The 25,257-nt window shown below is 61.1% G+C and carries 20 protein-coding genes and 1 riboswitch; of the genes, 5 read left to right on the forward strand and 15 right to left on the reverse strand.

All coding sequences use genetic code 11. The features are described 5' to 3' along the window. Positions 1–31: 31 nt before the first annotated feature. From JH25_RS24900 to gnd, 3 genes are read right to left on the reverse strand one after another with little or no spacing between them, the layout of a single operon-like run. Positions 32–856: a Cof-type HAD-IIB family hydrolase gene (locus tag JH25_RS24900; protein ID WP_032875898.1), complete on the reverse strand. Its 825-nt coding sequence runs from the start codon at positions 854–856 to the stop codon at positions 32–34. After that, entirely contained in the window at positions 853–2,376 is a 1,524-nt protein-coding gene (gene zwf, locus JH25_RS24895) for a glucose-6-phosphate dehydrogenase (RefSeq protein WP_005788671.1), read from the reverse strand. The genes JH25_RS24900 and zwf overlap by 4 nt, the downstream gene beginning before the upstream one ends. Next, entirely contained in the window at positions 2,373–3,356 is a 984-nt protein-coding gene (gene gnd / locus JH25_RS24890; protein ID WP_032875901.1) for a phosphogluconate dehydrogenase (NAD(+)-dependent, decarboxylating), read from the reverse strand. Before gnd ends, zwf begins: the two co-directional genes overlap by 4 nt. Positions 3,357–3,615: 259 nt before the next feature. Between gnd and JH25_RS28535 the strand changes: the two genes are divergently transcribed. The 4 genes from JH25_RS28535 to JH25_RS24875 all read left to right on the forward strand — a co-directional run bounded on the left by JH25_RS28535 (position 3,616) and on the right by JH25_RS24875 (position 8,409). Next, positions 3,616–3,792 carry a DUF6026 family protein gene (locus JH25_RS28535; protein ID WP_157243918.1) on the forward strand — a complete coding sequence of 59 codons (177 nt, stop codon included), beginning with the start codon at positions 3,616–3,618 and terminating at the stop codon, positions 3,790–3,792. Between the two features lie 154 nt (positions 3,793–3,946). Further along, a complete protein-coding gene (locus tag JH25_RS24885; protein WP_032875904.1) occupies positions 3,947–5,689 on the forward strand; it encodes a phosphoethanolamine transferase CptA in 1,743 nt (580 codons plus the stop codon). A gap of 127 nt (positions 5,690–5,816) precedes the next feature. After that, entirely contained in the window at positions 5,817–8,054 is a 2,238-nt protein-coding gene (locus JH25_RS24880) for a TonB-dependent siderophore receptor (RefSeq protein ID WP_032875907.1), read from the forward strand. Positions 8,055–8,196: 142 nt separating this feature from the next. Beyond that, positions 8,197–8,409 carry a hypothetical protein gene (locus JH25_RS24875; protein ID WP_032875909.1) on the forward strand — a complete coding sequence of 71 codons (213 nt, stop codon included), beginning with the start codon at positions 8,197–8,199 and terminating at the stop codon, positions 8,407–8,409. Positions 8,410–8,507: 98 nt separating this feature from the next. Here JH25_RS24875 and JH25_RS24870 read toward each other — a convergent pair whose 3' ends face one another. From JH25_RS24870 to JH25_RS24835, 8 genes are all read right to left on the reverse strand, one after another. After that, positions 8,508–9,002, reverse strand: coding sequence for a GNAT family N-acetyltransferase (locus JH25_RS24870; protein ID WP_032875912.1), 495 nt, complete (start codon positions 9,000–9,002; stop codon positions 8,508–8,510). 165 nt (positions 9,003–9,167) lie between these two features. Further along, positions 9,168–10,274, reverse strand: coding sequence for a cell division protein ZapE (gene zapE, locus JH25_RS24865; RefSeq protein WP_032875915.1), 1,107 nt, complete (start codon positions 10,272–10,274; stop codon positions 9,168–9,170). Positions 10,275–10,767: 493 nt separating this feature from the next. Continuing rightward, the gene (gene pepN, locus JH25_RS24860; protein WP_032875918.1) at positions 10,768–13,425 is read right to left on the reverse strand and encodes an aminopeptidase N; all 2,658 of its coding nucleotides are present in this window, start codon (positions 13,423–13,425) and stop codon (positions 10,768–10,770) included. Between the two features lie 13 nt (positions 13,426–13,438). Then, positions 13,439–14,269 (reverse strand): DUF2797 domain-containing protein, encoded by an 831-nt coding sequence (locus JH25_RS24855; protein ID WP_005788687.1) that lies wholly within the window; start codon positions 14,267–14,269, stop codon positions 13,439–13,441. Next, a complete protein-coding gene (locus JH25_RS24850; RefSeq protein ID WP_005788688.1) occupies positions 14,266–14,526 on the reverse strand; it encodes a YeaC family protein in 261 nt (86 codons plus the stop codon). The genes JH25_RS24855 and JH25_RS24850 overlap by 4 nt, the downstream gene beginning before the upstream one ends. Before the next feature lie 14 nt (positions 14,527–14,540). Next, positions 14,541–15,410, reverse strand: coding sequence for a rhomboid family intramembrane serine protease (locus tag JH25_RS24845; protein WP_032875921.1), 870 nt, complete (start codon positions 15,408–15,410; stop codon positions 14,541–14,543). Continuing rightward, a complete protein-coding gene (locus JH25_RS24840; protein WP_164699547.1) occupies positions 15,407–16,381 on the reverse strand; it encodes a metallophosphoesterase in 975 nt (324 codons plus the stop codon). The genes JH25_RS24845 and JH25_RS24840 overlap by 4 nt, the downstream gene beginning before the upstream one ends. Then, complete coding sequence (locus JH25_RS24835) at positions 16,378–17,268, reverse strand: NAD(+) kinase (protein ID WP_003217892.1); 891 nt, start codon at positions 17,266–17,268, stop codon at positions 16,378–16,380. The genes JH25_RS24840 and JH25_RS24835 overlap by 4 nt, the downstream gene beginning before the upstream one ends. A 145-nt stretch (positions 17,269–17,413) precedes the next feature. Here JH25_RS24835 and JH25_RS24830 point away from each other — a divergent pair, with 145 nt between their 5' ends. Further along, entirely contained in the window at positions 17,414–18,361 is a 948-nt protein-coding gene (locus tag JH25_RS24830; RefSeq protein ID WP_032875927.1) for a DUF1853 family protein, read from the forward strand. Positions 18,362–18,475: 114 nt separating this feature from the next. Here JH25_RS24830 and JH25_RS24825 read toward each other — a convergent pair whose 3' ends face one another. The 4 genes from JH25_RS24825 to cobW are packed head-to-tail and all read right to left on the reverse strand — an operon-like array spanning position 18,476 to position 24,955. Further along, positions 18,476–19,078 (reverse strand): vWA domain-containing protein, encoded by a 603-nt coding sequence (locus tag JH25_RS24825; RefSeq protein ID WP_032880973.1) that lies wholly within the window; start codon positions 19,076–19,078, stop codon positions 18,476–18,478. A gap of 53 nt (positions 19,079–19,131) precedes the next feature. Then, the gene (locus tag JH25_RS24820; protein WP_032875930.1) at positions 19,132–20,130 is read right to left on the reverse strand and encodes an ATP-binding protein; all 999 of its coding nucleotides are present in this window, start codon (positions 20,128–20,130) and stop codon (positions 19,132–19,134) included. Beyond that, complete coding sequence (gene cobN / locus JH25_RS24815) at positions 20,130–23,891, reverse strand: cobaltochelatase subunit CobN (RefSeq protein ID WP_032875932.1); 3,762 nt, start codon at positions 23,889–23,891, stop codon at positions 20,130–20,132. Before cobN ends, JH25_RS24820 begins: the two co-directional genes overlap by 1 nt. A 2-nt stretch (positions 23,892–23,893) precedes the next feature. Continuing rightward, on the reverse strand, positions 23,894–24,955 hold the full coding sequence (gene cobW, locus JH25_RS24810; RefSeq protein ID WP_032875935.1) for a cobalamin biosynthesis protein CobW: 1,062 nt from the start codon (positions 24,953–24,955) through the stop codon (positions 23,894–23,896). 92 nt (positions 24,956–25,047) lie between these two features. Then, a riboswitch (cobalamin riboswitch) is annotated at positions 25,048–25,247 on the reverse strand. Between the last annotated feature and the right edge of the window lie 10 nt (positions 25,248–25,257).

The raw sequence follows: 25,257 nt of genomic DNA on the forward strand, positions 1-25,257 counted from the left end.
GCTGGAAGTTGTGCAATAACACTTCAAGTACTTAGCGTGCCGCGAGAATAAACCGCTCGAATGCCTCGGCAGCCCCGTCCTCGACGTTGCTGCCGGTCACCAAATTGGCCTGACGCTTGACGGTTTCTTCGGCCTGGCCCATGGCAATCGACAACCCAGCCACGTGAAACATCGCCGGATCGTTGCCGCCGTCGCCGATGGCGGCGGTCCGGTTCAGCGGCACGCCAAGGTGCTCAGCCAGGGTTTTCAAGGCTTCGCCTTTGTTAGCCAGCATTGCGGTCACGTCCAGATACACCGGCTGCGAACGCGATACCTGAGCCAAACCTTGTACCTTGGGCTGCAACTGCGCTTCCAACTCCACCAGCAACTGCGTGTTGTTACTGGCCGCGACAATCTTATCGACCCGGTCCAGGTAGGGCTCGAAACTCTCCACGACCACCGGGCCATAGCCCAGGCCATCAGCTTCGCGCTGCATCATTGGCCCTGGCGGGTCGCGGCGCAGCCAATCGCCGTCGGCAAACACCCACACTTCTACATCCGGCTCGGCAGAAAACAGCGCCAGCGTGACCAGTGCCGCTTCTGCCGGCAAATGGTGAGCCACCAGGATGCTGCCATCCGGGTTGACCAGCGTGCCGCCGTTGAAACCGGCCACCGGCACATCGATGCCAAACGTCTCGATCAAATGCAGCATGGCCTTGGGCGGACGCCCGCTGGCGAGGCTGAACAGCACCCCGGCTTCACGCATCGCACCAATTGCATCGGCGGTACGCTGGCTGAGGCTGTGGTCGGGGTGCAACAGCGTCCCGTCTACATCACTGAGGACAAAGCGGATGGGATGAATCGTTACGTCACTCATCCGAGGCTGTGCCAGGTGCGGCCGTCACGAGCGAGTAACGCATCCGCTGCCACCGGGCCATCTTCGCCAGCCTTGTAGGCCTGGATACCGTCGTCTTCCTTCCATGCATCCAGGAACGGCTGCACGGCGCGCCAACCGTTCTCGATGTTGTCGGCACGCTGGAACAACGTCTGATCGCCGGTCAAACAGTCGTAGATCAGGGTTTCGTAACCTGTCGAGGGCTGCATCTCGAAGAAGTCCTTGTAGTCAAAACCCAACTCGATATTGGCCATCTCCAGAGTCGGCCCAGGCTTCTTGGCCAGCAGGTCGAACCACATGCCTTCGTTCGGCTGGATCTGGATTTTCAAGTAAGTGGGCTTGAGCTCATCGACTTCGGTATCGCGAAATTGCGCATAAGGCGCCTGCTTGAAGCAGATCACGATCTCGGTGTCGCGGATGCTCATGCGCTTGCCGGTTCGCAAGTAAAACGGCACACCGACCCAACGCCAGTTATCGATCATCACTTTGAGCGCAACGAAGGTCTCGGTGCTGCTGTCGGGTGCGACGTTGGCTTCTTCGCGATAACCGGGCAATGGCTTGCCAGCGATTTCGCCAGCGGTGTACTGACCACGCACGGAGTTGGCCCGCGCATCTTCCAGCGACCAGGGACGGATCGCACCCACCACCTTGGCTTTCTCACCGCGCACCGCATCGGCACCAAAGGCTGCCGGCGGTTCCATGGCGACCATCGCCAGTAGCTGGAACAGATGGTTGGGCACCATGTCGCGCAGTGTGCCGGTTTTTTCGAAAAAGTTACCTCGGGTTTCAACGCCGACGGTTTCAGCCGCGGTGATTTGCACGTGATCGATGTAATGGTTGTTCCAGAACGCTTCGAACAGCACGTTGGAGAAGCGGCTGACCAGAATATTCTGCACCGTCTCCTTGCCCAGGTAATGGTCGATGCGGTAGATCTGCTTCTCGCTCATCACCTTGAGCAGGCACGCGTTCAGCGCCTCGGCGGTGGCCAGGTCGGAGCCGAACGGCTTCTCGATAACCACGCGCCGAAAGCCATCGTCCGTTTCATTCAACAAACCGGCACTGCCCAGGCGCTGCACCACTTCACTGAAGAAGCGCGGCGCAGTGGCGAGGTAGAACACGGCGTTGCCGGTGCCGCTGTCGGCGATCTTCTGCGCAATATCCGCGTAGGTGCCGTCGTCGAGGAAGTCGCCCTCGACATAGCTGATGCCCTTGGCCAGTTGCGCCCACAGCGCAGGGTCCAGGGCATGTTCAGCATTGCCCCGGACCTTGCTGGCGGCTTCGGTGCGAATGAAATCCTCAAGCTTCTTGGCGAAGTCTGCGTCGCTGATGGCGTTGTGATCAACGCCGACAATACGCAGGCCATCGCCCAGCAACCCGTCGCGGCTCAGGTTGTACAGCGCCGGCATGAGCAGGCGCTTGACCAGGTCGCCATGGGCGCCAAACAGAAACAACGTGGTAGGTGGAGCAGGTTCGGCCTTGGGTTTCTTGCCGTTGGCGGTCATTTTTTGGAGGTCTCCACATGGCCGCCAAAGCCGAAGCGCATGGCAGACAGCATTTTGTCGCCGTAGGTGCTCTGCTGGCGGGAGCGGAAACGCGCAAACAGCGACGTCGACAGCACCGGTACCGGCACCGCTTGTTCCATGGCCGCTTCGATGGTCCAACGGCCTTCGCCGCTGTCCGCTACGGAACCGGAGTAACCATCGAGTTTCGGGTCGGTGGCCAGGGCGTCGGCGGTCAAGTCCAGCAGCCACGACGACACCACGCTGCCACGGCGCCAGACTTCGGCGATATCGGCAACGTTGAGGTCAAAGCGCTGATCCTCCGGCAGGTTTTCCGAGTTCTTGGTCTTGAGGATGTCAAAACCTTCGGCGAACGCCTGCATCATTCCGTATTCAATGCCGTTGTGGATCATCTTGACGAAGTGACCGGAACCCGCCGGGCCTGCATGGATATAACCGTGCTCGGCGCGTGGGTCGGCTGCGGCCGAACGGTCCTTGGTGCGCGGGATATTGCCAAGGCCAGGGGCCAGGCTCTTGAAGATCGGGTCCAGGCGCTGCACGGTCTCGACGTCGCCGCCGATCATCATGCAATAGCCACGCTCCAGGCCCCAGACGCCGCCGGAAGTGCCGACGTCAACGTAGTGCAGGCCCTTTTCAGCCAGGGCCTTGCCGCGACGTACATCATCCTTGTAGTTGGTATTGCCGCCGTCGATGATCACATCGCCGTCTTCGAGCAGCTCGCTCAAGGCATTGATGGTGTCTTCGGTGGGCGCGCCCGCCGGCAACATTACCCAGACCGCACGGGGCTTTTGCAGGCCAGCCACCAGGGCATTCAAGTCGGCGACGCCAGTGGCGCCCTCCTCGCTCAAGGCTTTGACGAAGGCTTCGTTACGGTCGTATACAACGGTGGTATGCCCATTGAGCATCAGGCGCCGCGCAATGTTACCGCCCATGCGGCCTAGTCCGATAATCCCCAGTTGCATGTGCTGATGCTCCTAACTTCTAAAAAATGTGTGACATAGTTTATAGCGCAATGAGGCTAATGAGGGTTAGTCCAGAGCAGATCCGTGTAGTTTCATGACAAAAAAGTTGCCATCGTTTCACCATCACCGCCTGAAAAGTCACACGACCGCCAAAAATAAAAAAGTTCCCTTGCTGCAAAAAAGAATTCAAACTTGCTTCCGACTGTTGCCCAAACCCTGTTTGAGCAGCGCGATCTACCGGCTATTTGCGAGGTAAGCAATGAGCACAGCACAGATGACCCGCCCGCCACAGACCCTCTACGTCAGCATCCGTCGCGATGAATTGCGCCAGTTGAAGGACGAGCGCGATCAGTTGCAACAGGAAGTCCTGCGTCTGCGTTCACACCTTCAAGCCCAGCTCGAGCTGCCATCCCAGGCCAAGCCGGCGCTCTGCTGAACGCACCTGGTCAGTTTGTAAGGCAATACCTACGGAAAACTCACAAAGTTTTCACACACTTATCCTGATACTCCCGCCCGCGATGCCGCTCACGTTCTGAGCGGCCCGATGTCGCGCGACTCTGCGCGACGATCATTGACTGATGGGGCGCTGGATGGCGATGTTCAAACGCAGCACGACGACTGCGAAAGGCTTTGATTGGGCCGGCCTTGGTTGGCTATTCCTGTTTTTCTGGTATTTCTCGGGTATTACCCAGCTTCTTATCCAACTGACCGGCACGTCCGGCTTCAGTGGTTTCCGCCAGGCATTCTTCATGAGTGCACTGTGGCTGGCGCCGATGTTGCTGTTCCCGCGCAAGACACGCCTGCTTGCCGCCTTGATCGGTGTAGTGTTGTGGGCCTGCTCCATGGCCAGCCTGGGTTACTTCTTCATTTACCAGCAGGAGTTCTCCCAGAGCGTCATCTTCATCATGTTCGAGTCGAACATCTCCGAAGCGGGCGAATACGCGACCCAATATTTTGCCTGGTGGATCGTGCTGGCGTTCATAGCCCACACCGCCTTCGCTATCTTCCTCTGGACGCGCCTGCGCCCGGTGTACCTGCCTCGCGGCCAGACGATCGTGGCGGCCATCGCCATTGTCCTGGCGGTTGTGGGCTACCCGCTGGTCAAGCAAATCGCCACCAGCGAAACCATGGAATTGGCCATTGATCGTTTCGAAACCCGTATCGAGCCTGCCGTGCCTTGGCAGATGATCGTCGCCTACCGTCGCTACACCGAACAGCTGGACAATATGCAGGGCATGCTCAACAGCGCCAGCCAGATCCCGCCATTGAAGAACCTCAAGGACAGCATGGCCGGCCAGCCGTCCACGCTGGTACTGGTAATCGGCGAGTCCACCAACCGCCAGCGCATGAGCCTGTACGGTTATCCGCGCAACACCACGCCGGAACTGGACAAGCTGCGCGACCAACTGGCCGTGTTCGATAACGTCATCACCCCTCGCCCCTATACCATTGAAGCGCTGCAACAGGTGCTGACCTTTGCCGATGAAGAAAACCCGGACCTGTACCTCAAGACGCCGTCGATTGTCAGCGTGATGAAACAGGCCGGCTACAAGACCTTCTGGATCACCAACCAGCAGACCATGACCAAGCGCAACACCATGCTCACGACCTTTTCCGAACAGGCCGACGAGCAGGTGTACCTGAACAACAACCGCAACCAGAACGCCCGCCAGTACGACGGCGATGTGCTGGCGCCTTTTTCCAAGGCCCTGGCCGATACCGCCGAGCGCAAGTTCATCGTGGTGCACCTGCTGGGTACTCACATGAGCTACCAGTACCGTTACCCGCCGACGTTCGACAAGTTCACCGACCGCCAGGGCGTGCCGGCCGGTGTCAGCGACGCGCAGTTGCCGACTTACAACAGCTACGACAACGCAGTGCTGTACAACGACTTCGTGGTCTCCAGCCTGATCAAGGACTACGCCAAGACCGACCCCAACGGCTTTTTGCTGTACCTCTCGGACCACGGCGAAGACGTGTTCGACTCCGCCGGCCACGACACCCTGGGCCGCAACGAAGGCAAGCCGACTGCACCGATGTACACCATCCCGTTCATGGCCTACGCCTCACCGAAGTGGCGCGAAAGCCACGACTGGAGTTTCGCCGGCGACCTGCAACGGCCTTACAGCAGTTCGCAGTTGATCCATACCTGGGCCGACATGGCAGGCTTGAGTTTTGACGAACTGGACCACAGCAAGAGCCTGGTCAGCGACAGCTTCAAGCCTCGGCCCTTGTTGATCGGCAACCCTTACGAAACCAAGCAGAAGGCCCTGATCGACTTCAGCCTGATCAAGCCGAAGAAGGCCAATGGCGCCGAAGTGGTGGCGAAGTAAGCAGGGGCGCTGCAACACAAAGATAACAATCATTCTCGTTTAAGCCTAAAGTTCCACACCTCCTTTCGTCTTTGAACCATGCCCTCCCACCCCGGGAGGGTTAAAAGACGACAAGGAGTCTGCCGCAATGTTCGCGCCTTTTACCCGTTCCATGACCATTACCTTCGGTCTGTTCAGTCTTGCGCTGAGCCCGGATCTGCTGGCTGAAATCGACGCCGGACAAGCCTCCAGCAAAGCCCTGGAGCTGGGCGCGACCACTATCAGCGCCGACGGCCTTGGGTCCACCACCGAGCACACCGGTGCCTACACCACCGGCTCAATGAATACCGCCACCCGCCTGAACCTTTCCATCAAGGAAACCCCGCAATCGATCTCGGTGATCACACGCCAGCAGATGGATGACTTCAACCTCAACACCTTGACCGAAGTGCTGCGCCAGACCACCGGCATCAACGTTCAGCATAACGATTCGGACCGTGTCTACTACTCCTCCCGCGGTTACGGCATCAACAACTTCCAGGTTGATGGGATGCTCAATACATTCGGCTACATGAAGTCCGACGCCGACACCATCATCTACGACCGTATCGAGGTGGTACGCGGCGCCACGGGCCTGACCACTGGCGCGGGCGATCCTTCGGCCACCGTCAACATGGTGCGCAAGCGTCCTACTGCCCAATGGCAGGCACAGACCGGTGTGAGTGGCGCGAGCCATGACAACTACTACAGCTACATCGACGTAGGTGGGCCTTTGGCGTTCGACGGTAAGCTGCGCGGGCGTAGCGTCCTGGCCTACCGTGACAGCAAATCCTTTCGCGATAACTATGGGCTGCAGCGGGCAGTTGGCTACGGCATTCTCGAAGGTGACCTTTCAGACGATACGGTGCTGGCTGTAGGTTTTGATTACCAGGACAAACAGGTACAAGGCACCTCCTGGGGCACTGTGCCCTACTGGAACAGCCAGGGCGGCAAGGCAAGGTTGCCTCGCTCCACCAATATGGCGGCGCACTGGAGCTCCTGGCCGCTGACTGACAAGACCACCTTCGCCACCCTCGACCATCGGCTCGGCGGCGACTGGCATTTGAAGGCTGCCTATACCCATCGCCAAAGTGACACCGACGGCAAGGTCTACTACGGCGGCACCGGTTTTCCCAATGCGGACCGCAGCGGCATGACGGCCTGGGCCAGTCATATGCGCGGTACGTCGCGGATGGAAGCCATCGACTTCAACCTGGCCGGCAGCTACACCCTGCTGGGCCGCGAACACGGGTTGATGATGGGCTATGGCGAGGCCGCCCAACGGGACGTCTCGCCCTTTATGCGTAACGACCTGCCTGCCAGCTACTACCCCATCGAGGATTGGAAGCACATGGGCGATATCGGCAAGTTCGCCGACACGGTCACCGACCTCAAGGGCGAACACAGCAAAAAACAGCAGAAAGCCGGCTACCTCGCCACTCGACTGAGCCTTACAGACCGCTTGCACGCCGTGCTGGGTAGCCGCTACGGCAGCTGGGAGCTGGAAAGCGCCACGCCTGAATACAACGACAATGATCAACTGACGGCTGCCGGCAAAACACGCCAGACCCACAACGACATGTGGACGCCCTACGCCGGGCTGCTCTATGACATCACCCCGCAGTACACCGTTTACGCAAGCTACACCGATATCTTCAAGCCGCAAGACAGGCGTGACGTCAACAAGAAGTACCTGGAACCGGTGGTGGGCAGCAATTATGAGGTGGGGCTCAAGGGCAGCCTGCTCAATGAACGTCTGAACCTGGCGGCCGCCTATTTCTGGAGCACCCAGGACAACGTTGCAGAGCGCGATGACTCGGTCCCTCCCAACCCCGTCACTGGCGAGGAGTACTACAAGTCTGGCGGCAAGGGTAACAAGGTCAACGGCTTCGAATTGGAAGCCGCAGGCGAAATCCGGCCGGACTGGAACCTGACCGCCGGCTACACCTACACCCACTCGCTTAATGGCTCAGACAAACGTACCAATACGGGCCAGCCCTTGAACCTGTTGAAGGTTTCCAGCGCCTATCGCCTGCCGGGCGCATGGCGCAACCTCACCGTCGGTGGCGCGGTGAACTGGCAAAGCGAAATCTACGATTTCGGTAACCGGCCCACAGGGGCACGCAATAGCGAAGGTCGGCCGATAACCACGCGGGCGAAGATCACGCAACAGGGTTACACCGTGGTCAACCTGATGTCACGCTACCAGTTCGACGAACAGGTTTCCGCCTCGGTTAACGTTAACAATCTATTTGATAAAAAATATTACGAACGTGTCGGCTTTTATAATGGTGTGTATTGGGGTGACCCGCGATCTATCACGCTTGCATTGGACTGGAAGCTGTAGTCGCTCCCTGCGAAGTTAACAAAATCGTTAACTTCGCAGTGCCTGTCAGTTAATTCCCACTTAATAAGATAGCGCCATAGTCGCTCCATGATTCTGATCAAGGAACGGCCAGACACCTATCACTCTTAATGGGAATACCGCGATGAAAATCTCGACGTTGATGCTTGCCAGCCTGATGACCCTGACCTCCGCCGCTGCCTTCGCAGAGGGCGGTTCAGAGCGTTCGAAGGAGTTCTACGACAACTTCAGCTTTATTCAACAGCAAACTCACGGCACAGCAGAGCAACGAATGGCCTCTGCCGACGGGAAGACGTTGAAAGTCGATACCGTCAGCCAGGAACAACCGAACAGTTGATTTAATGCTTAGTTAATCCGTAATACCCTGCGCCATCCCGCTCCGTTGGCAAAGGTTTATTGGGCGCCATCTAATGGCGCCTTTTTTTCGCCAGTCATTTATGACAGCGACTTGCTCCAAAACAACATATGGCCATACTTCGGATCAAATACTGAATCATCGAACCCGAACTTGCGATACGCCGATTGCGCCAGTTCATTGCCCTCAAGCACTTCCAGAGTAATCTTGCAGCAGCCCCTCTGGCGGGCGATTTCTTCGACCTTCTGCAGCATTTTCTGGCTCAAGCCCAAGCCACGAAACTGTTCCCTCACCATCACATCGTGAACGTTGACCAGCGGGCGGCAAGCAAACGTCGAGAAGCCCTCAAAACAATTGACCAACCCCGCCGGTTCGCCACCGACAAATGCCAGCACGCTGAACGCATGAGGACGCTTGGCCAGTTCAGCCGGCAGTTGCTGCAACAGATCGGCTGACAAGGCGTGGCCGCCGCCCATCGGGTCTTGCGCATAGTGGTTGAGCAGCAAGCCGATGGCGTTGGCGTGCACCTCGTTGGTATAGCTGGCTTGCAGCACCAGGATGTCTGGGGTGTCCATTTCCTTCCTCGATAACGACAACCAGGGATTCGTTCCCCTTTGAGAGCCTCGATTGTAAGCGTGGAGTCGGCAGTAGATGAAGGAGATTAACTACAAATATCTGACAGAAATTGCGAAGGTTGCTCGCATCAAATCGCGCAAAAGCCCCTGGAGTGGGGATTTTTCCTAGACAGCAAAGCGCTGCAGTTGCATCTCTTGCAAGCGGCTCAGGGTGCGACGAAATGGAAACTCCAGGTAGCCTTCGGTGTACAGGCACTCCAAGGGCACCCGGGCCTCGATAAAGAGTGGCACCTTGCGGTCGTAGCATTCGTCCACCAAGGCGATAAAGCGCCGCACGCTGTCATCATGAACCGACAGTTGCGGCAATTGGCGGTCCCCGGCCATCACACGCTCGGCGCCGTCCTCGGTGCCACGGGCAATCCGCCCCGGGCGCTGTTGGGCGCTGAGGTTCGGGACCTCACCCAGGAGGATGGCCTCGAAGCTATCGCACAGCAGCATGAAGTCCATCGCGGCCAGGGGTTGCTCGCACAGTTCGGCGTAACGACACCAGAGCACCGTATCACTGGCCTGCACCGCCACAATGGAGCGGTACCCCACGCTCACCGCCCCGCTGCTTACGGCCTGGCCTTGGCTCAATTGCTTGAACACCGCAGCCAGTGCATTCGGTTGATTCACCCAATAGCGTTGCTGCCCCACCCCCGGATGCAGGCGATGATCTTCGCCACCGTCCACCGCCACCACTTGCATATGCTGCTGGAGCGCGTCGATGCCCGGCAGAAAACGCTCGCGATTGAAGCCATCGGCATACAACTGATCAGGCGGCTGGTTGGAGGTGCACACCATTACCACGCCTTGCTCGAACATCACCTGGAACAGCCGCCCGAGGATGATCGCGTCGCCGATATCATTGACAAACAGTTCATCGAAGCACAGCACGCGCACTTCCTGGCTCAGCTCCTGAGCCAGCGCCCGCAAAGGATCCTGGGTTCCGGTGAGCTGGAACAAGCGCTGATGCACCCACCCCATGAAGTGATGAAAATGCTGACGCCGCGCGGGCACACGCAGGCTTTGGTGGAACTGGTCCATCAGCCAGGTCTTGCCACGCCCCACCGGCCCCCACAGATAGACCCCGGCAACTGGCGAATGGCCTTGATGCAACCCCTCGTGACAGGTTTGCAAAGCCTGCACCGCCCGACGCTGGGCGTCGTCGGAGACGAAGCCTTGCTGGGCGATAGCGTGCTGGTAGGCAATGAGGGGCGAGTCGAACGTCATGTCAGATGCTGCTCTGCGGACTAAATATGAGAGGGGGCACGCCCCGTTGAGCCTGGTTTGTAGTCACCAACCGTAACCACGATGCGAAGCGAGCCGCTCTTGATCTTGATCTGCTTTTGATCTCAGACGCCCCGTTAAACCACGCTGGCCGAAATTCGACAGGGATTTGGGGGGTAAACCGGCAGGGATGCCGGTTTAGCCGCCCCGCGCCATGGATGGCGCGTGGCGGCGCCCCCCCAAATCACTGGCGGATTACGGGCACACCGAGCCTAAGCGAGGTGCCGAGTGGTGGGGCAAGAGCCCTTTTGGTTACTTTTGGCTGGGCCGGCATTCCGGGCTCTTTTCCAAAAGTGACCCGCTGTAAAAGCGGAACCAATATCAGCCGTTACCGCAGCAATGGATATGTACTCGGTATAACTGTGTCGGCTGCCTGGCCGCCTTCGCGAGCAAGCCCGCTCCCACATTTTGCCCCCGGAACATCAGGCAGAAAACGTTACGCCAGGCTCTTGCTGACCACCTCATACACATCGCTGGACAGCTCGCCACACGCGAGAATGCGCTCCAGTTGCGCCTTCATCAGCGCCTGGCGTGCGCTGTCATACTTGCGCCAGCGCGTCAGCGGCGCCAGTTGGCGCGAGGCGATCTGCGGGTTCAAGGTGTTGAGCTCGATCACCAGATCCGCCAGGAAGCGATAACCCGAGCCATCCGCCGCATGGAAGTTGACCAGATTCTGGCCGGCGAATGCGCCGATCAAGGCGCGCACCTTGTTCGGGTTCTTGATGGTGAACGCCGGGTGTTCCATCAACGCCTTGACCCGCGCCAGCCCGCCCGGCAACGTGCTGCCGGCCTGAACACTGAACCACTGGTCCATGACCAACGGGTTGTCCTTGAAGTTCTCGGCAAACACCGCCAGCGCCTGGGCCTTTTCCGCTTCGAACGGCGAGTTCACCAGCACCGCAAGGGCCGTCAGGCGTTCGGTCATGTTATCGCTGGTGTCGAACTGATCCAGGGTGGCCGCCAATACTTCTGGCTTGCCGCTGAGCATCAGGTACGACAACGCGATGTTCTGCAAGGCACGGCGGGCAAAGTGCTCGGCCTCTGCCACGTACGGCGTTTGCTTGGACAGCTCACGATTGGCCTGGTAGCGCAGCCACAAGCCTTCGAACAGGTTCTCGGCCAGTTGCTTGCGGGCATATTCACGGGCCGCGTGGATCGCATCCACATCCGCCACTTCGCTGATTTCCGTCAGGTAGGCTTCACTTGGCAGCGAGAGCATTTCCGCGACCATGGCCTGGTCGAGACTTTCGTCGCTCAATACCGTGCGCAGCGCATCGATCAGGCGCTGGTCCAGCTTCAGCGGCTGGCCTGCCTGATGCTGGGCGATCAGTTCCTGCAACACCTGCACCGACAGCTGCTGGCCGGCATCCCAGCGGTTGAAGCCGTCGCTGTCGTGCTGCATCAGGAACATCAACTGATCGCGGTTATACGGGAAGCTCAATTTCACCGGCGCCGAAAACCCACGCAACAGCGAAGGCAACGGCTTTTCAGCGACATCGACGAAGGTGAACGTCTGCTCGGCTTCAGTCACCGAGATCACTCGTGAGGTGCCTGCAGCTGTAGCCTCACCGGCCAGGCGCAAGTTGATTGCGGCGCCCTGCCCGTCCAGCAGGCCCAATTCCACCGGGATCACGAACGGCAGTTTTTCGACCTTGTCCGGCGTTGGCGGGCAGCTCTGGCGGAAGGTCAGGCTGTAGGTCCTGGCCGCCGCGTCGTAGGACTCGCTCACCGCCAAGCGTGGCGTACCCGCCTGGCTGTACCAGCGTTTGAACTGGCTGAGGTCGGCGCCATTGGCGTCTTCCATGGCCTTGATAAAGTCGTCGCAGGTCACGGCCTGACCGTCATGGCGTTCGAAGTACAGGTCACTGCCTTTGCGGAAGCCTTCGGCGCCGAGCAAGGTGTGGATCATGCCGACTACTTCCGAGCCCTTTTCGTAAACGGTCAGGGTGTAGAAGTTGGAGATCTCGATAAAGCTGTCCGGGCGCACCGCGTGGGCCATAGGGCCAGCGTCTTCGGCGAACTGGTGCGTACGCAGATAGGCCACATCCTGAATGCGCTTGACCGTGGCCGAGTTCATGTCGGCGGAGAAGCCCGAATCACGGAACACGGTGAAGCCTTCCTTGAGCGACAACTGGAACCAGTCGCGGCAGGTCACGCGGTTGCCCGACCAGTTGTGGAAGTATTCGTGGGCGACGATGGCTTCGACGCGCTGATGGGCGGCGTCGGTAGCGGTTTCGGCGCGGGCCAGCACGGCGCTGGAGTTGAAGATATTGAGGCCCTTGTTCTCCATGGCGCCCATGTTGAAATCGTTGACCGCCACGATCATGAAGATATCCAGGTCGTACTCGCGGCCGTAGGTTTCTTCGTCCCAGCGCATGGATTTCTTCAGGCTGGTCATGGCGTGCTGGCACTTGTCGATGTTTTCCGGCTCGACGTAGATGCGCAACGCGACTTCGCGATGGGTCATGGTGGTGAAGCTGTCTTCGACGCACCACAGGTCACCGGCCACCAGCGCAAACAGGTACGCCGGCTTCTTGAACGGATCTTCCCAGGTCGCCCAGTGCCGGCCGTCTTCGCCAGGGCCACTGGCAATCGGATTGCCGTTGGACAACAGCACCGGGTAGCTATGCTGCTCGGCGATCACCGTGGTGGTGAACACGCTCATTACGTCCGGGCGGTCGAGGTAGTAAGTGATCTTGCGAAAGCCCTCGGCCTCGCACTGGGTGCAGAACATACCGCTGGATTTGTACAAACCTTCCAGGGCAGTGTTGGTTTCCGGATGGATCTTGACGGTGGTGTCGAGGGTGAAGGTCTCACTCTTTGGCTGCACGGTCAGGTGGCTGTCGGTCAACTGGTAGTCAGCGTCCGTCAGCGGCCGGTCGGCCAGGTTGACGCTCAACAGCTCAAGTTGCTGGCCGTCGAGTACCAAGGGCGGCAAACCGGCGCCGCGCTCGGGGTTGCGGCGCAGCACCAGCTGCGCGTGGACCAGGCTGTGGTCCTCGAACAACTCGAAGGTCAGGTGCGTCTCGTCGATCAGGTAGTCCGGCGCCTGATAGTCCTTAAGGTAAATCATCTTCGGTTGTTCGGTGCGCATGCTTGGGATCCTTCTACTGATGCACGGCGAGCTGGTAGGCCGTGTATTTACGAATATTGATGACGCCGGTATCGAAGATCAGGTATTGGCCCTTGATCCCCAGCAGCGTGCCTTCGGCAATCGGGTTCTTGTCCAGGTTGAAGCTGACGATCTTGGTCGGATACTGCTCGACCGGGTAGCGGATTTCAATCGGCTCGATGTCGGCAATGGTTTGGATGGCTTGCAGGCCAAAGCGTTCCTGCAAACCCAGCAAGCCTTCGGCGCAGGAGGCGAACAGCTCATCGCGCACCTGCTTGAGGTCCACCGATTGCGCGTCGCCCTTGAGCAAGGCGCGCCAGTTGGTCTTGTCGGCCACCTGGCTGCGGAACAGGTCTTCGACGAAGCCGGACTGCTGGCGAGTCGACACGCGCATGATCGGCAATGCCTGGCTGGCACCCTGGTCCAGCCAGCGGGTGGGCAGTTGAGTAGCGCGAGTAATGCCGACCTTGACCCCCGACGAATTGGCCAGGTACACCACATGGTCGGTCATGCAGAATTTTTCGCCCCAGCCTGGATCACGGCAGGTGCCGGCGTCGTAATGGCAACGCTCGGGGCTCATGATGCACAGGTCACACTGGGCCAGCTTGGTCATGCACGGGTAGCAATACCCTTGACTGAAGCTGGTCTTGGTCTTGCGCCCGCAATGGCTGCAATGAATGGCACCCAGGTACTCCAGGCGCACATGGGTGCCGATCATCGGATTGACCGGCACCTCGACATCGCCCAGGCGAAACGCATATTGAACGGTCGGCTCACCAAGTTGCGCCGACATTTTGCTGACTGCACCGCGACCAATTTCAATCAATGGATCGCATCCGACTTGAACAGGATGTTCGCCACCGGCTCCGACTTGGACGCGCATTCCTGCGGGCCCATATAGCCGGTACGCTGCTCTTCGGGCAGGTTCTGGATCTCCCAGGCGATCATCGCTTGCAGGGACAATTCGCGCTGTTCGGCGGTGAGCTTGCGGCCATCGGACCATTTGCCGATTTCCACGGCGAGCTTGAGGCTTTCGTAGATATCGGGGGTGATGTTTTCGATCATTTCAGCAAAAGAGGACATTCGGCTCTTCCTTATCAAATAGACGATTTGCGACGGTTGTACAGCCCGCCGAGCAAACCGGTGAGGCAACCGATAACCAGGCCGCCGACATGGGCCGCGTTGGCGATTTGGCCGAAGCCGATCATCGAGACCAGCCCCGACAGGCAGAGCAGCAGCCACACCAGCATCATCACCAGCACCCCACGGGGCAGGCGATAGGCTGGGTTGGGTGACAATAGTTGAAAGATCCAGCAATGCCCGAGCAGGCCATACAACACACCGGACAAGCCACCGAACAGGCCAGGGCCGCCATAAGCGTATTGCGCGTAGTTGGAGACCAGGCTGAACAACAGGGTCAGCCCCAGCAAGTTGATACTGCCCTGGCGCGCTTCGATGCGCCGGCCCAACTCCCAGTACCACATGCCGTTCATGGCCAGGTGCAGGATGCCGAAGTGGATCAGCATCGGCGTGACCAATCGCCACCACTGCCCTGAAGCGAGCGTGTCGGCCAACGGCGTGAACTGGATGTACTCGCCCAGCACCCGGAACGGCAGGAACGTCAGCCAGGCCATGGCTTGCAGGTTTTCACCAAGCAGGGTCACGGCGCCGACAATCAGGCTGGCCAACAGCACCAGCGCCGTGACAGGGCTATGACGCAGCTGCTGGACGAAACCTGGCCGTGCAACTGGCGCCTGTTCAGGAATATCCAGCTGCTGGTCCGGGTCGCCGGCAGGAAAGCGTTGATACAACACGCGCACGTCATCGCTGATGGTTTCAGGCACCCACAACACTTGCTCACCCGCCTCTTCACTGACGCGATGGGGCACCTGCATGCGTTGCAGCAACTTGACGAAACCACCCAGGTCGACACTCAGGGGCAAGCGCAATACGGCTACGGTACTCATGGAATGGCCTCGGGTCGCTCAACGTCGACCCATACAAATTTACGCGGATCCAGTTGGGTTTCCTGGTCGAGTCGATACGCCACCAGCTTGCCGTACAGCACCGCGCTGTAGTCCAGGCAGGCCAGGTTCGGGCGGATCGGCGCCGGTTTGCCACTGCGCCAGTAATGGCCGACGAACAACAACGGCTCGTCGACGCCGTAGCGCAGCAGGGAATTCTTTTCGGTGGACGACAACGGCGTGCGCGCCACCGGCTCTGGCAAAGCGTCGGGCTGGAACACGATGTCACCGTAGGTCTTGGGGTCATCTTCCCAGAACTTGGTGCGGAAGAACGACCGCGTCAAGCCATCTCCGCCGGTCAGGGTCAGACCGTCGGGCAGGCGCATATCGGTGCCGCGCAACAGCCGATCGAAGGCGTTGCAGGCGAAGCTGCCCGGTACGGCGGCGGCTTGCAGGAAGTGCTGGTCGATGCAGCCATCCGGGAAGGTGGCGCGCAATGGCTGGATGAAGCCTTCATCCCAGCACGCGTGCACCACGCGAAAACGCCCGGCATCGACAAACAGCGGCATGTCGTAGAACCAGCCGAGGAAGTCGTGCCAGTCGGCCGGGTGGTGCTCGAACTGGGTCAGGGTCTCTTGGATCAACCGCGCATGACGTGGGTTGTGCTCGCGCACGAACTGCCTGCCGCTGCCGGGTGGTGCCGGGGTGGTCCAGCCCAGCGCATTGAACTCATGGTTGCCCATGATGCACAGCGCCTGGCCGGCCTCGGTCATATCATGGACGATATGCAGCGCCTCGCGGATGCGTGGGCCACGGTCGATGATATCGCCCAGGAACACCGCCATGCGCGACGGATGGCGCCAGGTGCCGCCCTGCTTGTGGTAACCCAATTGGTCGAGCAAGTGCTCAAGGGTATGAGCGCAACCGTGCACGTCACCAATCAGGTCGTAGCTACGCGCGGGATCGAGCATCAGTCGCCCCCACCCCCCAAGCGGCTGCCCCAGCCCAACTTGGTACGGCACACTTCGTAGTAGTTGTGATCCAGCGGGTGGATCAAGCGCAACTTCTGTGCCTTCTTGCTCACGGTGATGGTGTCACCGGGGGCGCAGGTGAAATGGTTCTGCCCGTCGCAGGAGACTTGCGGGTAGATCTGCATGTCTTTGGACACCACGATTTTCAATTCACTGTTGCCATCGACCACAATCGGTCGACTGGACAACATATGGGGGTACATCGGCACGATCACAATGGCATCGAGCTTGGGATGCATGATCGGGCCACCGGCCGATAGTGCATACGCGGTGGAGCCGGTAGGCGTGGCGACAATCAGGCCGTCGGCCTTCTGGCTGCACACAAACTGGCCGTCGATATACAGCTCGAACTCGATCATCCGCGTGGATTTGCCCGGGTGCAGCACCACATCGTTGAGGGCATCGCCCTGGCCGATCGCCTCGCCATGGCGGCGCACTTCGGCTTGCAGCAGGAAGCGGTTTTCCACCAGGTAATGGCCGTCGAGCACCTTGGCCACTTCGACTTCCAGCTCATCGGGGCGGATGTCGGTCAGAAACCCCAGGCTGCCGCGGTTGATCCCCAGCACCGGCACGTTATGCCGCGCCAGCGCCCGGGCGGCGCCGAGCAGGCTGCCATCGCCGCCGACCACGATGACCATGTCGCAGACCTCGCCGAGCATCTTGCGCGACGAGGTCTGCAGGCCGTGGCCCGGGAGGATTTCGGCGATGGTGTCTTCGAGGATCACATGCAGGTGGCGCTCGAGCAGAAACTTCTTCAGCCGGCGGACGGTGTCCAACACCTGGGTACTGCCCAGGCGACCGATAATGCCGATATTGCGAAATTGCTCCATGGGGCTCCTGCGGGATTTGGGGTGCGGCAAAAAAGAACGATTATGGGCGAAAGGCCGCCTCAGGCAAAATCCTTTGTCGCCGCCACGCCTTGATGACAATGGTTCTCAGACACCTTCACCCGGCTGAAAAGGCTATGCTCGGACCATGACCGTGTTCCCTGACTTGCACAACTTGCCCCGCCAATTGCGCCACCCCGAGGTGCGCGACCTGGCGTGGGTGATCCTCGCCCCGCCCATGCTGGCGCAAACGCCGTGGCCGCAGCGCCACCCGCTGGCCGGCAGTGACTGGGTGCAGGCGCCACACCGGCTTGAGCATTGGCTGCGTGCGCTTGATCAGGACAGCAGCGCCCTGCAGCAGTGGCTCAGCCTGTCGCGCACACGGCGCCTGGGCCTCTATTACGAGCGCCTGTGGCAGTTTGCCGTGCAGCACGCGCCGGGTGTGGAATTGCTGGCCGCCAACCTGCCGATCCGCCGCGCCGGGCATACCCTGGGCGAACTGGACATGCTGTTGCGCGACCGCGATGGCGTGCACCATCTGGAACTGGCGATCAAACTCTATCTTGGCCCACAGGACGGCAATGGCCAGGACACCGCGCTATGGCTCGGGCCGGGCTGCCATGACCGGCTGGACCGCAAGCTGGCGCACCTGGCCGAACATCAACTGCCGATTTCTGCGCGGGCCGAGAGCCGCGACGCCTTGGCGGCGCTGGATATCCAGGTGTTCGATGCGCATTTGTGGCTGGGCGGTTATCTGCTCTATCCCTGGCCTGGCACGGCGCAACCCCCAATCGGCGCCCACCCGCAGCATCTGCGTGGTTGCTGGTTGCATCAGCGTGACTGGTCGGATTTTGTCAGCACCCGCCCACCCGGCCACTGGCAACCCCTGCCCCGCCACGCCTGGTTGGCACCTGCGCATTACACGGCGGATCAAGTGTGGAGTGAAGCGCAGATGCAAAGCTGGCTGAAGGACCTGGATCCGATGGCACCGGCGCAGTTACTGGTTCGGATGGTGCAGAACGGTGAGGACTGGGAGGAAGCGGAGCGGTTGTTTCTGGTGGCGGATCTTTGGCCGAATGTGCCGGGGGCAGGCTGATAAATCCTCGGTGTATTCAAGGCAGCCATCGGGGGCAAGCCCCCTTCCACAAGGTAGTGCGGCGCACTGAAAAATGTGGGAGGGGGCTTGCTCCCGATGTCGATTGCCCAGGCACTACACATCATCGATATGCTGATAATCCAACTGCAACCCCATCGCCAACTCCTGAGCCCGTCCCAACCTGATCGGCCCGCGCTCAATGTCTACCAGTAACCCCGGACACTCCAACGGCGGCAACCCATCAATGGCTTTGAGCCGACCATCAGTGATCACCAGCAATCGCTGTTGCTGCGCCGGGTAACGCTTGCGCCGCGCTTTGAGCCACTGCCCGGCCTCGCTCAAGGCGGCGAGCAATGGCGTACCGCCACCGGCGCCTAACTGCTCCAGCCAACCCGTCAATCCCTTTGCCGCCTTCAAGCCCTGCACCTGCCACTTCGGCGCTGATCCGCTGGCCGTCAACAGCGCCATGCGCGCCCGTTGCCGATAAGCGTCGTCGAACAGCTGAGCCAACAAACCCTTGGCATCGGTCAACGCCCGATGGCGCCGGGTGGACGCCGAGGCATCGACGATTACCAACCACAGTTCCGGCGCCGAACGGCTACGCAGGTGGAACAGCAGATCATCACGGCATTGTGGCCGTCCACCGAGCAACGTACCCGGCCAATTGATCCTGCCTTTCTGTGCGCTGCGCGCCTTGCCCTGCCTGCCGTTGTCCAGTCGCCCCGCCTGGGGCCGGGCATCCGCCCCCGCGTCAGGTCGGGGGCGAATGCCTAGGGCTTTTTTGGCCAGGCCGGCACATCGCGGCGGGCGCCCGTGGGCAAGGCCGGCGCAGGCATATCGCCCCATTGGCCTTGGCCGGGCGAGCTTTCAGACGGTTTCGACGACTGCCCTTGATTCGGCGGTGCGGCCGCGGGCGTTTGCTGCTGACGGCGATGGCGCAAGGCAAACTCGGCCACCGCTTCGATGTCTTGCTCGGCAATGGCTGACGCGCCTCGCCACGCCGCATGGGCCCGGGCACCACGCAGCCAGACCAGGTCGGCGCGCATACCGTCCACGCCTGCGGCAAAGCAGCGTTCGGTAATCTGCGCCAACGCGTGATCGTCCAGGTCGATGCTGTCGAGTCGCGCCCGCGCCTGCGTGCAGCGTTCGCGCAACTCGGCTTGCGGCGCGGCCCACTGCGCGCAGAAGGCCGCCGGATCACTGTCGAAATCCAGACGACGACGAATGATCTGCCCACGTTCGGCGGGCAAGGTCTGCCCGCTCAGCGCCACATTGAAACCAAAGCGGTCGAGCAACTGCGGGCGCAACTCCCCCTCCTCCGGGTTCATGGTGCCGATCAGCACAAAGCGCGCCGAATGCCGATGGGAAATACCGTCGCGCTCGATCAGGTTGGTGCCGCTGGCGGCCACGTCCAACAGCAGGTCCACCAAATGGTCGGCCAGCAGGTTGACTTCATCCACATACAGCACGCCGCCGTCAGCCTTGGCCAACACGCCAGGGGAAAATTGTGCACGGCCTTCGCCCAGTGCGGCATCCAGGTCCAACGTGCCGACCAGGCGTTCCTCGGTCGCGCCCAGGGGCAAAGTCACGAACTGGCCACTGGCGAGGAGGTCCGCCAGCCCACGGGCCAGGGTCGACTTGGCCATGCCTCGCGGGCCTTCGATCAGCACGCCGCCGATGCGGGGGTCGATGGCGGTCAGGCACAGCGCCAGTTTCAGGTCGTCAGCACCGACCACGGCGGACAGCGGAAAATGGGAAATCTCGGTCATCAGCTGTCTTCTTCTATATCCAGCAAGAGGTTTTCCAGTGCTTCGCGATAAGCCCCCGGCGCCTGCCACATGCCCCGCTGCTGGGCTTCGAGCATACGCTCGGTCATGTCGCGCAGGGCATCGGGGTTGTGCTGCTGCACAAACGCCCGGGTGTCAGGGTCCAGCAGGTAGGCATCGGCGAGCAGTGCATATTGATGGTCGTCGATCAACGCGGTGGTGGCGTCGAAAGCGAACAGGTTGTCCACGGTCGCGGCCATTTCAAACGCGCCTTTATAGCCATGGCGTTTCACGCCTTCGATCCACTTGGGGTTGGCGGCGCGGGCGCGGATCACCCGGTTCAGCTCTTCCTTCAAGGTGCGGATTCTGGGCAAGTCCGGCTGACTGTGGTCGCCATGATAACTGGCGGCCTTGTCACCGCTGAGGGTTTCCACGGCGGCGAGCATACCGCCCTGGAATTGGTAGTAATCATTGGAGTCGAGCAAGTCGTGCTCGCGGTTGTCCTGGTTCTGCAACACCGCCTGCACTTGGCTCAGGCGCTGGGCAAACTGCTCGCGGGCGGCGGTGCCTTCATCGGAGCCCCCGTAGGCATAGCCGCCCCAGTTCAGGTAGACCTCGGCCAAGTCCTCGCGGCTCTGCCACAGGCGCCCGTCAACCGCGCCCTGCACGCCCGCGCCATAGGCGCCCGGTTTGGCGCCGAAGATGCGCCAGCCGGCCTGCTTGGCCGCAGCCTCTGCATTCAGGCCCGACTCAACCAGCGCCTGGCGCTCGCTGCGCACCTTGGCGGCCAAAGGGTTCATGTCGTCCGGTTCATCCAGGGCCGCCACCGCCTGCACCGCTGCGTCGAACAGGCGGATCAGGTTGGCGAAGGCATCGCGGAAGAAGCCGGACACGCGCAGGGTCACGTCGACACGCGGGCGATCCAGCAGGCTGATCGGCAGGATTTCAAAATCGTCGACCCGCTGGCTGCCGGTGGCCCATACCGGGCGCACGCCCATCAGCGCCATGGCCTGGGCGATATCATCACCGCCGGTGCGCATGGTGGCCGTGCCCCATACCGACAGGCCGAGTTGGCGCAAATGATCGCCATGATCCTGTAGATGGCGTTCCAGAATCAGGTTGGCCGATTGGAAACCGATGCGCCAGGCTGTGGTGGTTGGCAGGTTGCGTACGTCCACGGTAAAGAAGTTACGCCCGGTCGGCAGCACATCCAGGCGTCCGCGACTGGGCGCACCGCTGGGCCCTGCCGGGACGAAGCGCCCGCTCAAGGCATCGAGCAGGCCGCGCATTTCCGCCGGGCCGCAGGCGTCCAGGCGTGGCGCCACCACGATGCGCAGGCTTTCGACGACCGACTTGACGTCCTCCCAGCCAGGCTCTTCCAACTGCTCGACAGGGCCTTCCAGCGCCTGCTCGATCAAGCGCGTTGCGTAAAGCTCCAGGCGTTCGCGGGTATCGCCGGCGGTGCGCCACAACTGCCCGTCGATCTTTTGCAGTACCAACGGGCGCCGCCCCGTCCATGGTTCGGCCAAGGCGCAATCGAGCGGATCGAAGCCCAGTTCGAAGGCCTTGGCCAGCACCCGCAACAGGCTCGATTGCGGGCCACGGCCATCGCCACGGGGAATGCGCAGCAACGCCAGCAAGGTGTCGATGCGCAAGCGGCCCTCGGGCGACTCGCCAAAGACATGCAGGCCGTCGCGGATCTGCGACTCCTTCAAATCGCACAGGTAGGTGTCCAGGCGCGGCAACCAGATGTCGGCGTCAGTCTCGCTGTCCAGCTCCAGCTCCTGGTCGATGCGGGTTTCGCGCACCAGCTTGAGAATGTCTTTTTGCAACTCAAGGGCGCGGCGCGGGTCGAGCAATTGCGCCTCGTAATACTCGTCGGCCAACAACTCAAGGTTACGCAACGGGCCGTAGGTTTCGGCACGGGTCAACGGTGGCATCAGATGGTCGATGATCACGGCCTGGGTACGCCGCTTGGCCTGGGCACCCTCGCCCGGGTCGTTGACGATAAACGGGTAGATGTTCGGCAGCGGCCCCAGCAATGCATCCGGCCAGCAGTTTTCCGACAGGCCCACGCCCTTGCCCGGCAACCACTCCAGGTTGCCGTGCTTGCCCACATGAATCACGCCGTGTGCGCCGTAGGTGTGACGCAGCCAGAAATAGAACGCCAGGTACCCATGGGGCGGCACCAGGTCCGGGTCGTGGTACACGGCACTCGCGTCCACCTGGTAACCCCGGGCAGGCTGGATGCCGACGAAGGTCAGGCCCAGGCGCAGGCCGGCGATCATCATGCGGCCGTCGCGGAACATTGGATCGTTTTGTGGAGCACCCCAACGTTCCAGCACGGCCTGGCGATTGGACTCGGGCAGTCGATCGAACAACGCCTGGTACTCGGCCAGGCCCAGGCTTTGATGGCACGGGCGCTGGTCGAGGCTGTCGAGGTCGTTGGTGACACCGCCGAGCAGCTCGTGGATCAGTGCGGTGCCGCTGTCCGCAAGCGCCGGCGCCACCGGATAGCCTTCAACCTGCAAGGCCCGCAGGATATTCAGCGCCGCTGCTGGCGTGTCCAGGCCCACACCGTTACCGATGCGACCGTCACGGGTCGGGTAGTTGGCGAGGATCAGGGCGATGCGTTTGTCGGCATTCGGCACCCGGGCCAAGTCAACCCAACGCCGCGCCAGTTCAGCGACAAAATCCATGCGCTCGGGCGCTGCGCGGTAGCACACCACGTCAGACTGGCTGCGCTCGCTGCGCCAGGCCAGGTCCTTGAAGCTGATCGGCCGGCTGATGATGCGCCCATCCAGCTCGGGCAAGGCAATATGCATGGCCAGGTCGCGGGGGCCGAGCCCCTGTTCGTTGGCCTCCCAGCCGGGCTGGTTATCCTGGGCGCAGATCGCCTGGATCACCGGGACGTTGCGCCGAAACGGTCGCAGATGCGGCGCTTCGGGGCTGGATTGGGCAAAGCCTGTGGTGTTGAGGATCACCGCGACTTGCACGTCGTCCAACAGGTCCTCGACCACTGTGAGGCAACCGGGCTCTTTCAAACTGGCCACTGCGATGGGCAATGGGTTCAGGCCCGCTGCCTGCAAGCGCTGGCAGAACACATCGATAAACCCGGTATTGGCCGCCTGCAAGTGGGAGCGGTAGAACAGCACCGCGGCCACGGGAAAGTCGGCGCGCCAATCCGCCTGCCAGTCATTGAGGCGGGCATTGGCTTTGTGCGGGTGATAGATCGCCGTACGCGGCAAGGTTTGTGGCTCGGCCCAGGCATAGTCGCGGCCCAGATGGGCGCTGGCCAGGCAGTGATAAAAGTCCAACGCATTGCCAAGGCCGCCCTGGCGCAAAAAGTGCCACAGACGCTCGCGCTGTTCAGCAGCAACAGTGCTCAGGCCGCTGAGTTCCGGGTCTGGACGATCATCCCCCGGCACCAGGATCAACGTGACGCCACGCTCGGCCAACTCCACCAGGCGCTCGATGCCGTAGCGCCAATAACCAATGCCGCCATGCAAGGAAATCAGGATGACCTTGGCGTGACGCAACACCTCATCGACGTACAGGTCGACCGAGGCGTGGTTCTGCACCTGCATCGGGTTGGCCAGGCGCAGGCTGGGGTAATCCTCGGGCAACTGCTGGGCGGCTTCGGCCAGCAGCGCCAGGCTGGAGTCACCGCTGCACAGGATCACCAGCTCGGCGGGGGTTTGGCCAAGGTCGGCAATATTGTCGTCCGCGACGAAACCACCGGGTTGGGTCCTGAGCAGGTGCATGGTTAAACGCTGAGGGCAGCGCGCAATTGCGCTTCAAGGCCAGCGGCGTCCAGCTCCTGACCGATCAGCACCAGGCGCGTGATACGCGCTTCATCGGCACCCCAGGCACGGTCGAAGTGCTTGTCAAAGCGTGTGCCCACGCCCTGGATCAGCAGGCGCATCGGCTTGTTCGGGATAGCAGCAAAGCCTTTGACGCGCAAAATGCCGTGTTGCACCACCAATTGGGTCAGGGCGTCCAGCAACAGTGCTTCGTCGGCTTGAGGCAGGTCGATGGAGATGGAGTCGAAAGCATCGTGATCGTGGTCGTCTTCGCCTTCATGGTGGTGATCGTGATGGCTGTGGCGAGCGTCGATATGCTCTTCGGAGCCGGCACCCAGGCCGATCAGCACGTCCAATGGCAGGCGACCGCTGCTGGCTTCGATGATCTTAACCGCCGGCGGCAACTCTTCGGCCACTTCCAGGCGCACGCGGGCCAGGTCTTCGGTGCTGATCAGGTCGGCTTTGTTGAGGATCACCAGATCGGCGCTGGCCAGTTGGTCGGCGAACAGCTCGTGCAAAGGCGACTCGTGGTCCAGGTTCGGGTCCAGTTTGCGCTGGGCGTCGACTTGATCCGGGAACGCAGCGAAAGTGCCGGCGGCCACGGCCGGGCTGTCGACCACAGTGATCACCGCGTCAACCGTGCAGGCGCTGCGGATTTCCGGCCACTGGAACGCTTGCACCAAGGGTTTTGGCAAGGCCAGCCCCGAGGTTTCGATCAGGATATGGTCAAGGTCACCACGACGGGCAACCAGTTCGCGCATCACCGGGAAGAACTCTTCCTGCACGGTGCAGCACAGGCAGCCGTTGGCCAGTTCGTACACGCGGCCGTTGGCTTCTTCTTCGGTACACCCGATGGAGCATTGCTTGAGGATTTCGCCGTCAATGCCCAGTTCGCCGAACTCGTTGACGATCACGGCTATGCGACGGCCCTGGGCGTTATCGAGCATGTGGCGCAGCAACGTGGTCTTGCCCGAGCCGAGGAAGCCGGTAACGATGGTGACGGGGAGTTTGGCCAGTGTTTTCATCGGATGCCCTTTGGGGCGGGCATACGGGACGACAGGCCCTGCGGCGCGCGCAGCAGCGGATTTCGTCACCGGATCACCCCGCCCGGTTGAATTGGAAAATCGGTGACGAGGCAGGTCTCCTGGCTTGGGGCGTGCAGGTCTTGTGACCAACGCTGACTGCGCCTTCCCGCCGTCTCGGCAGTGGCGTGGCAGTCAACTGAACCCTTCACAGTTGCGGGGGCAGCCGCGGCTTGAACCGCGTTCCCTTCTTAGCTTCGACCTGGGCCGAAGAACCTCGAGGGTGCAAGGCTACGCAGTGCAAC

The organism is Pseudomonas sp. BRG-100, assembly GCF_000737955.1.
Classification (GTDB): Bacteria; Pseudomonadota; Gammaproteobacteria; order Pseudomonadales; family Pseudomonadaceae; genus Aquipseudomonas; species Aquipseudomonas synxantha_A.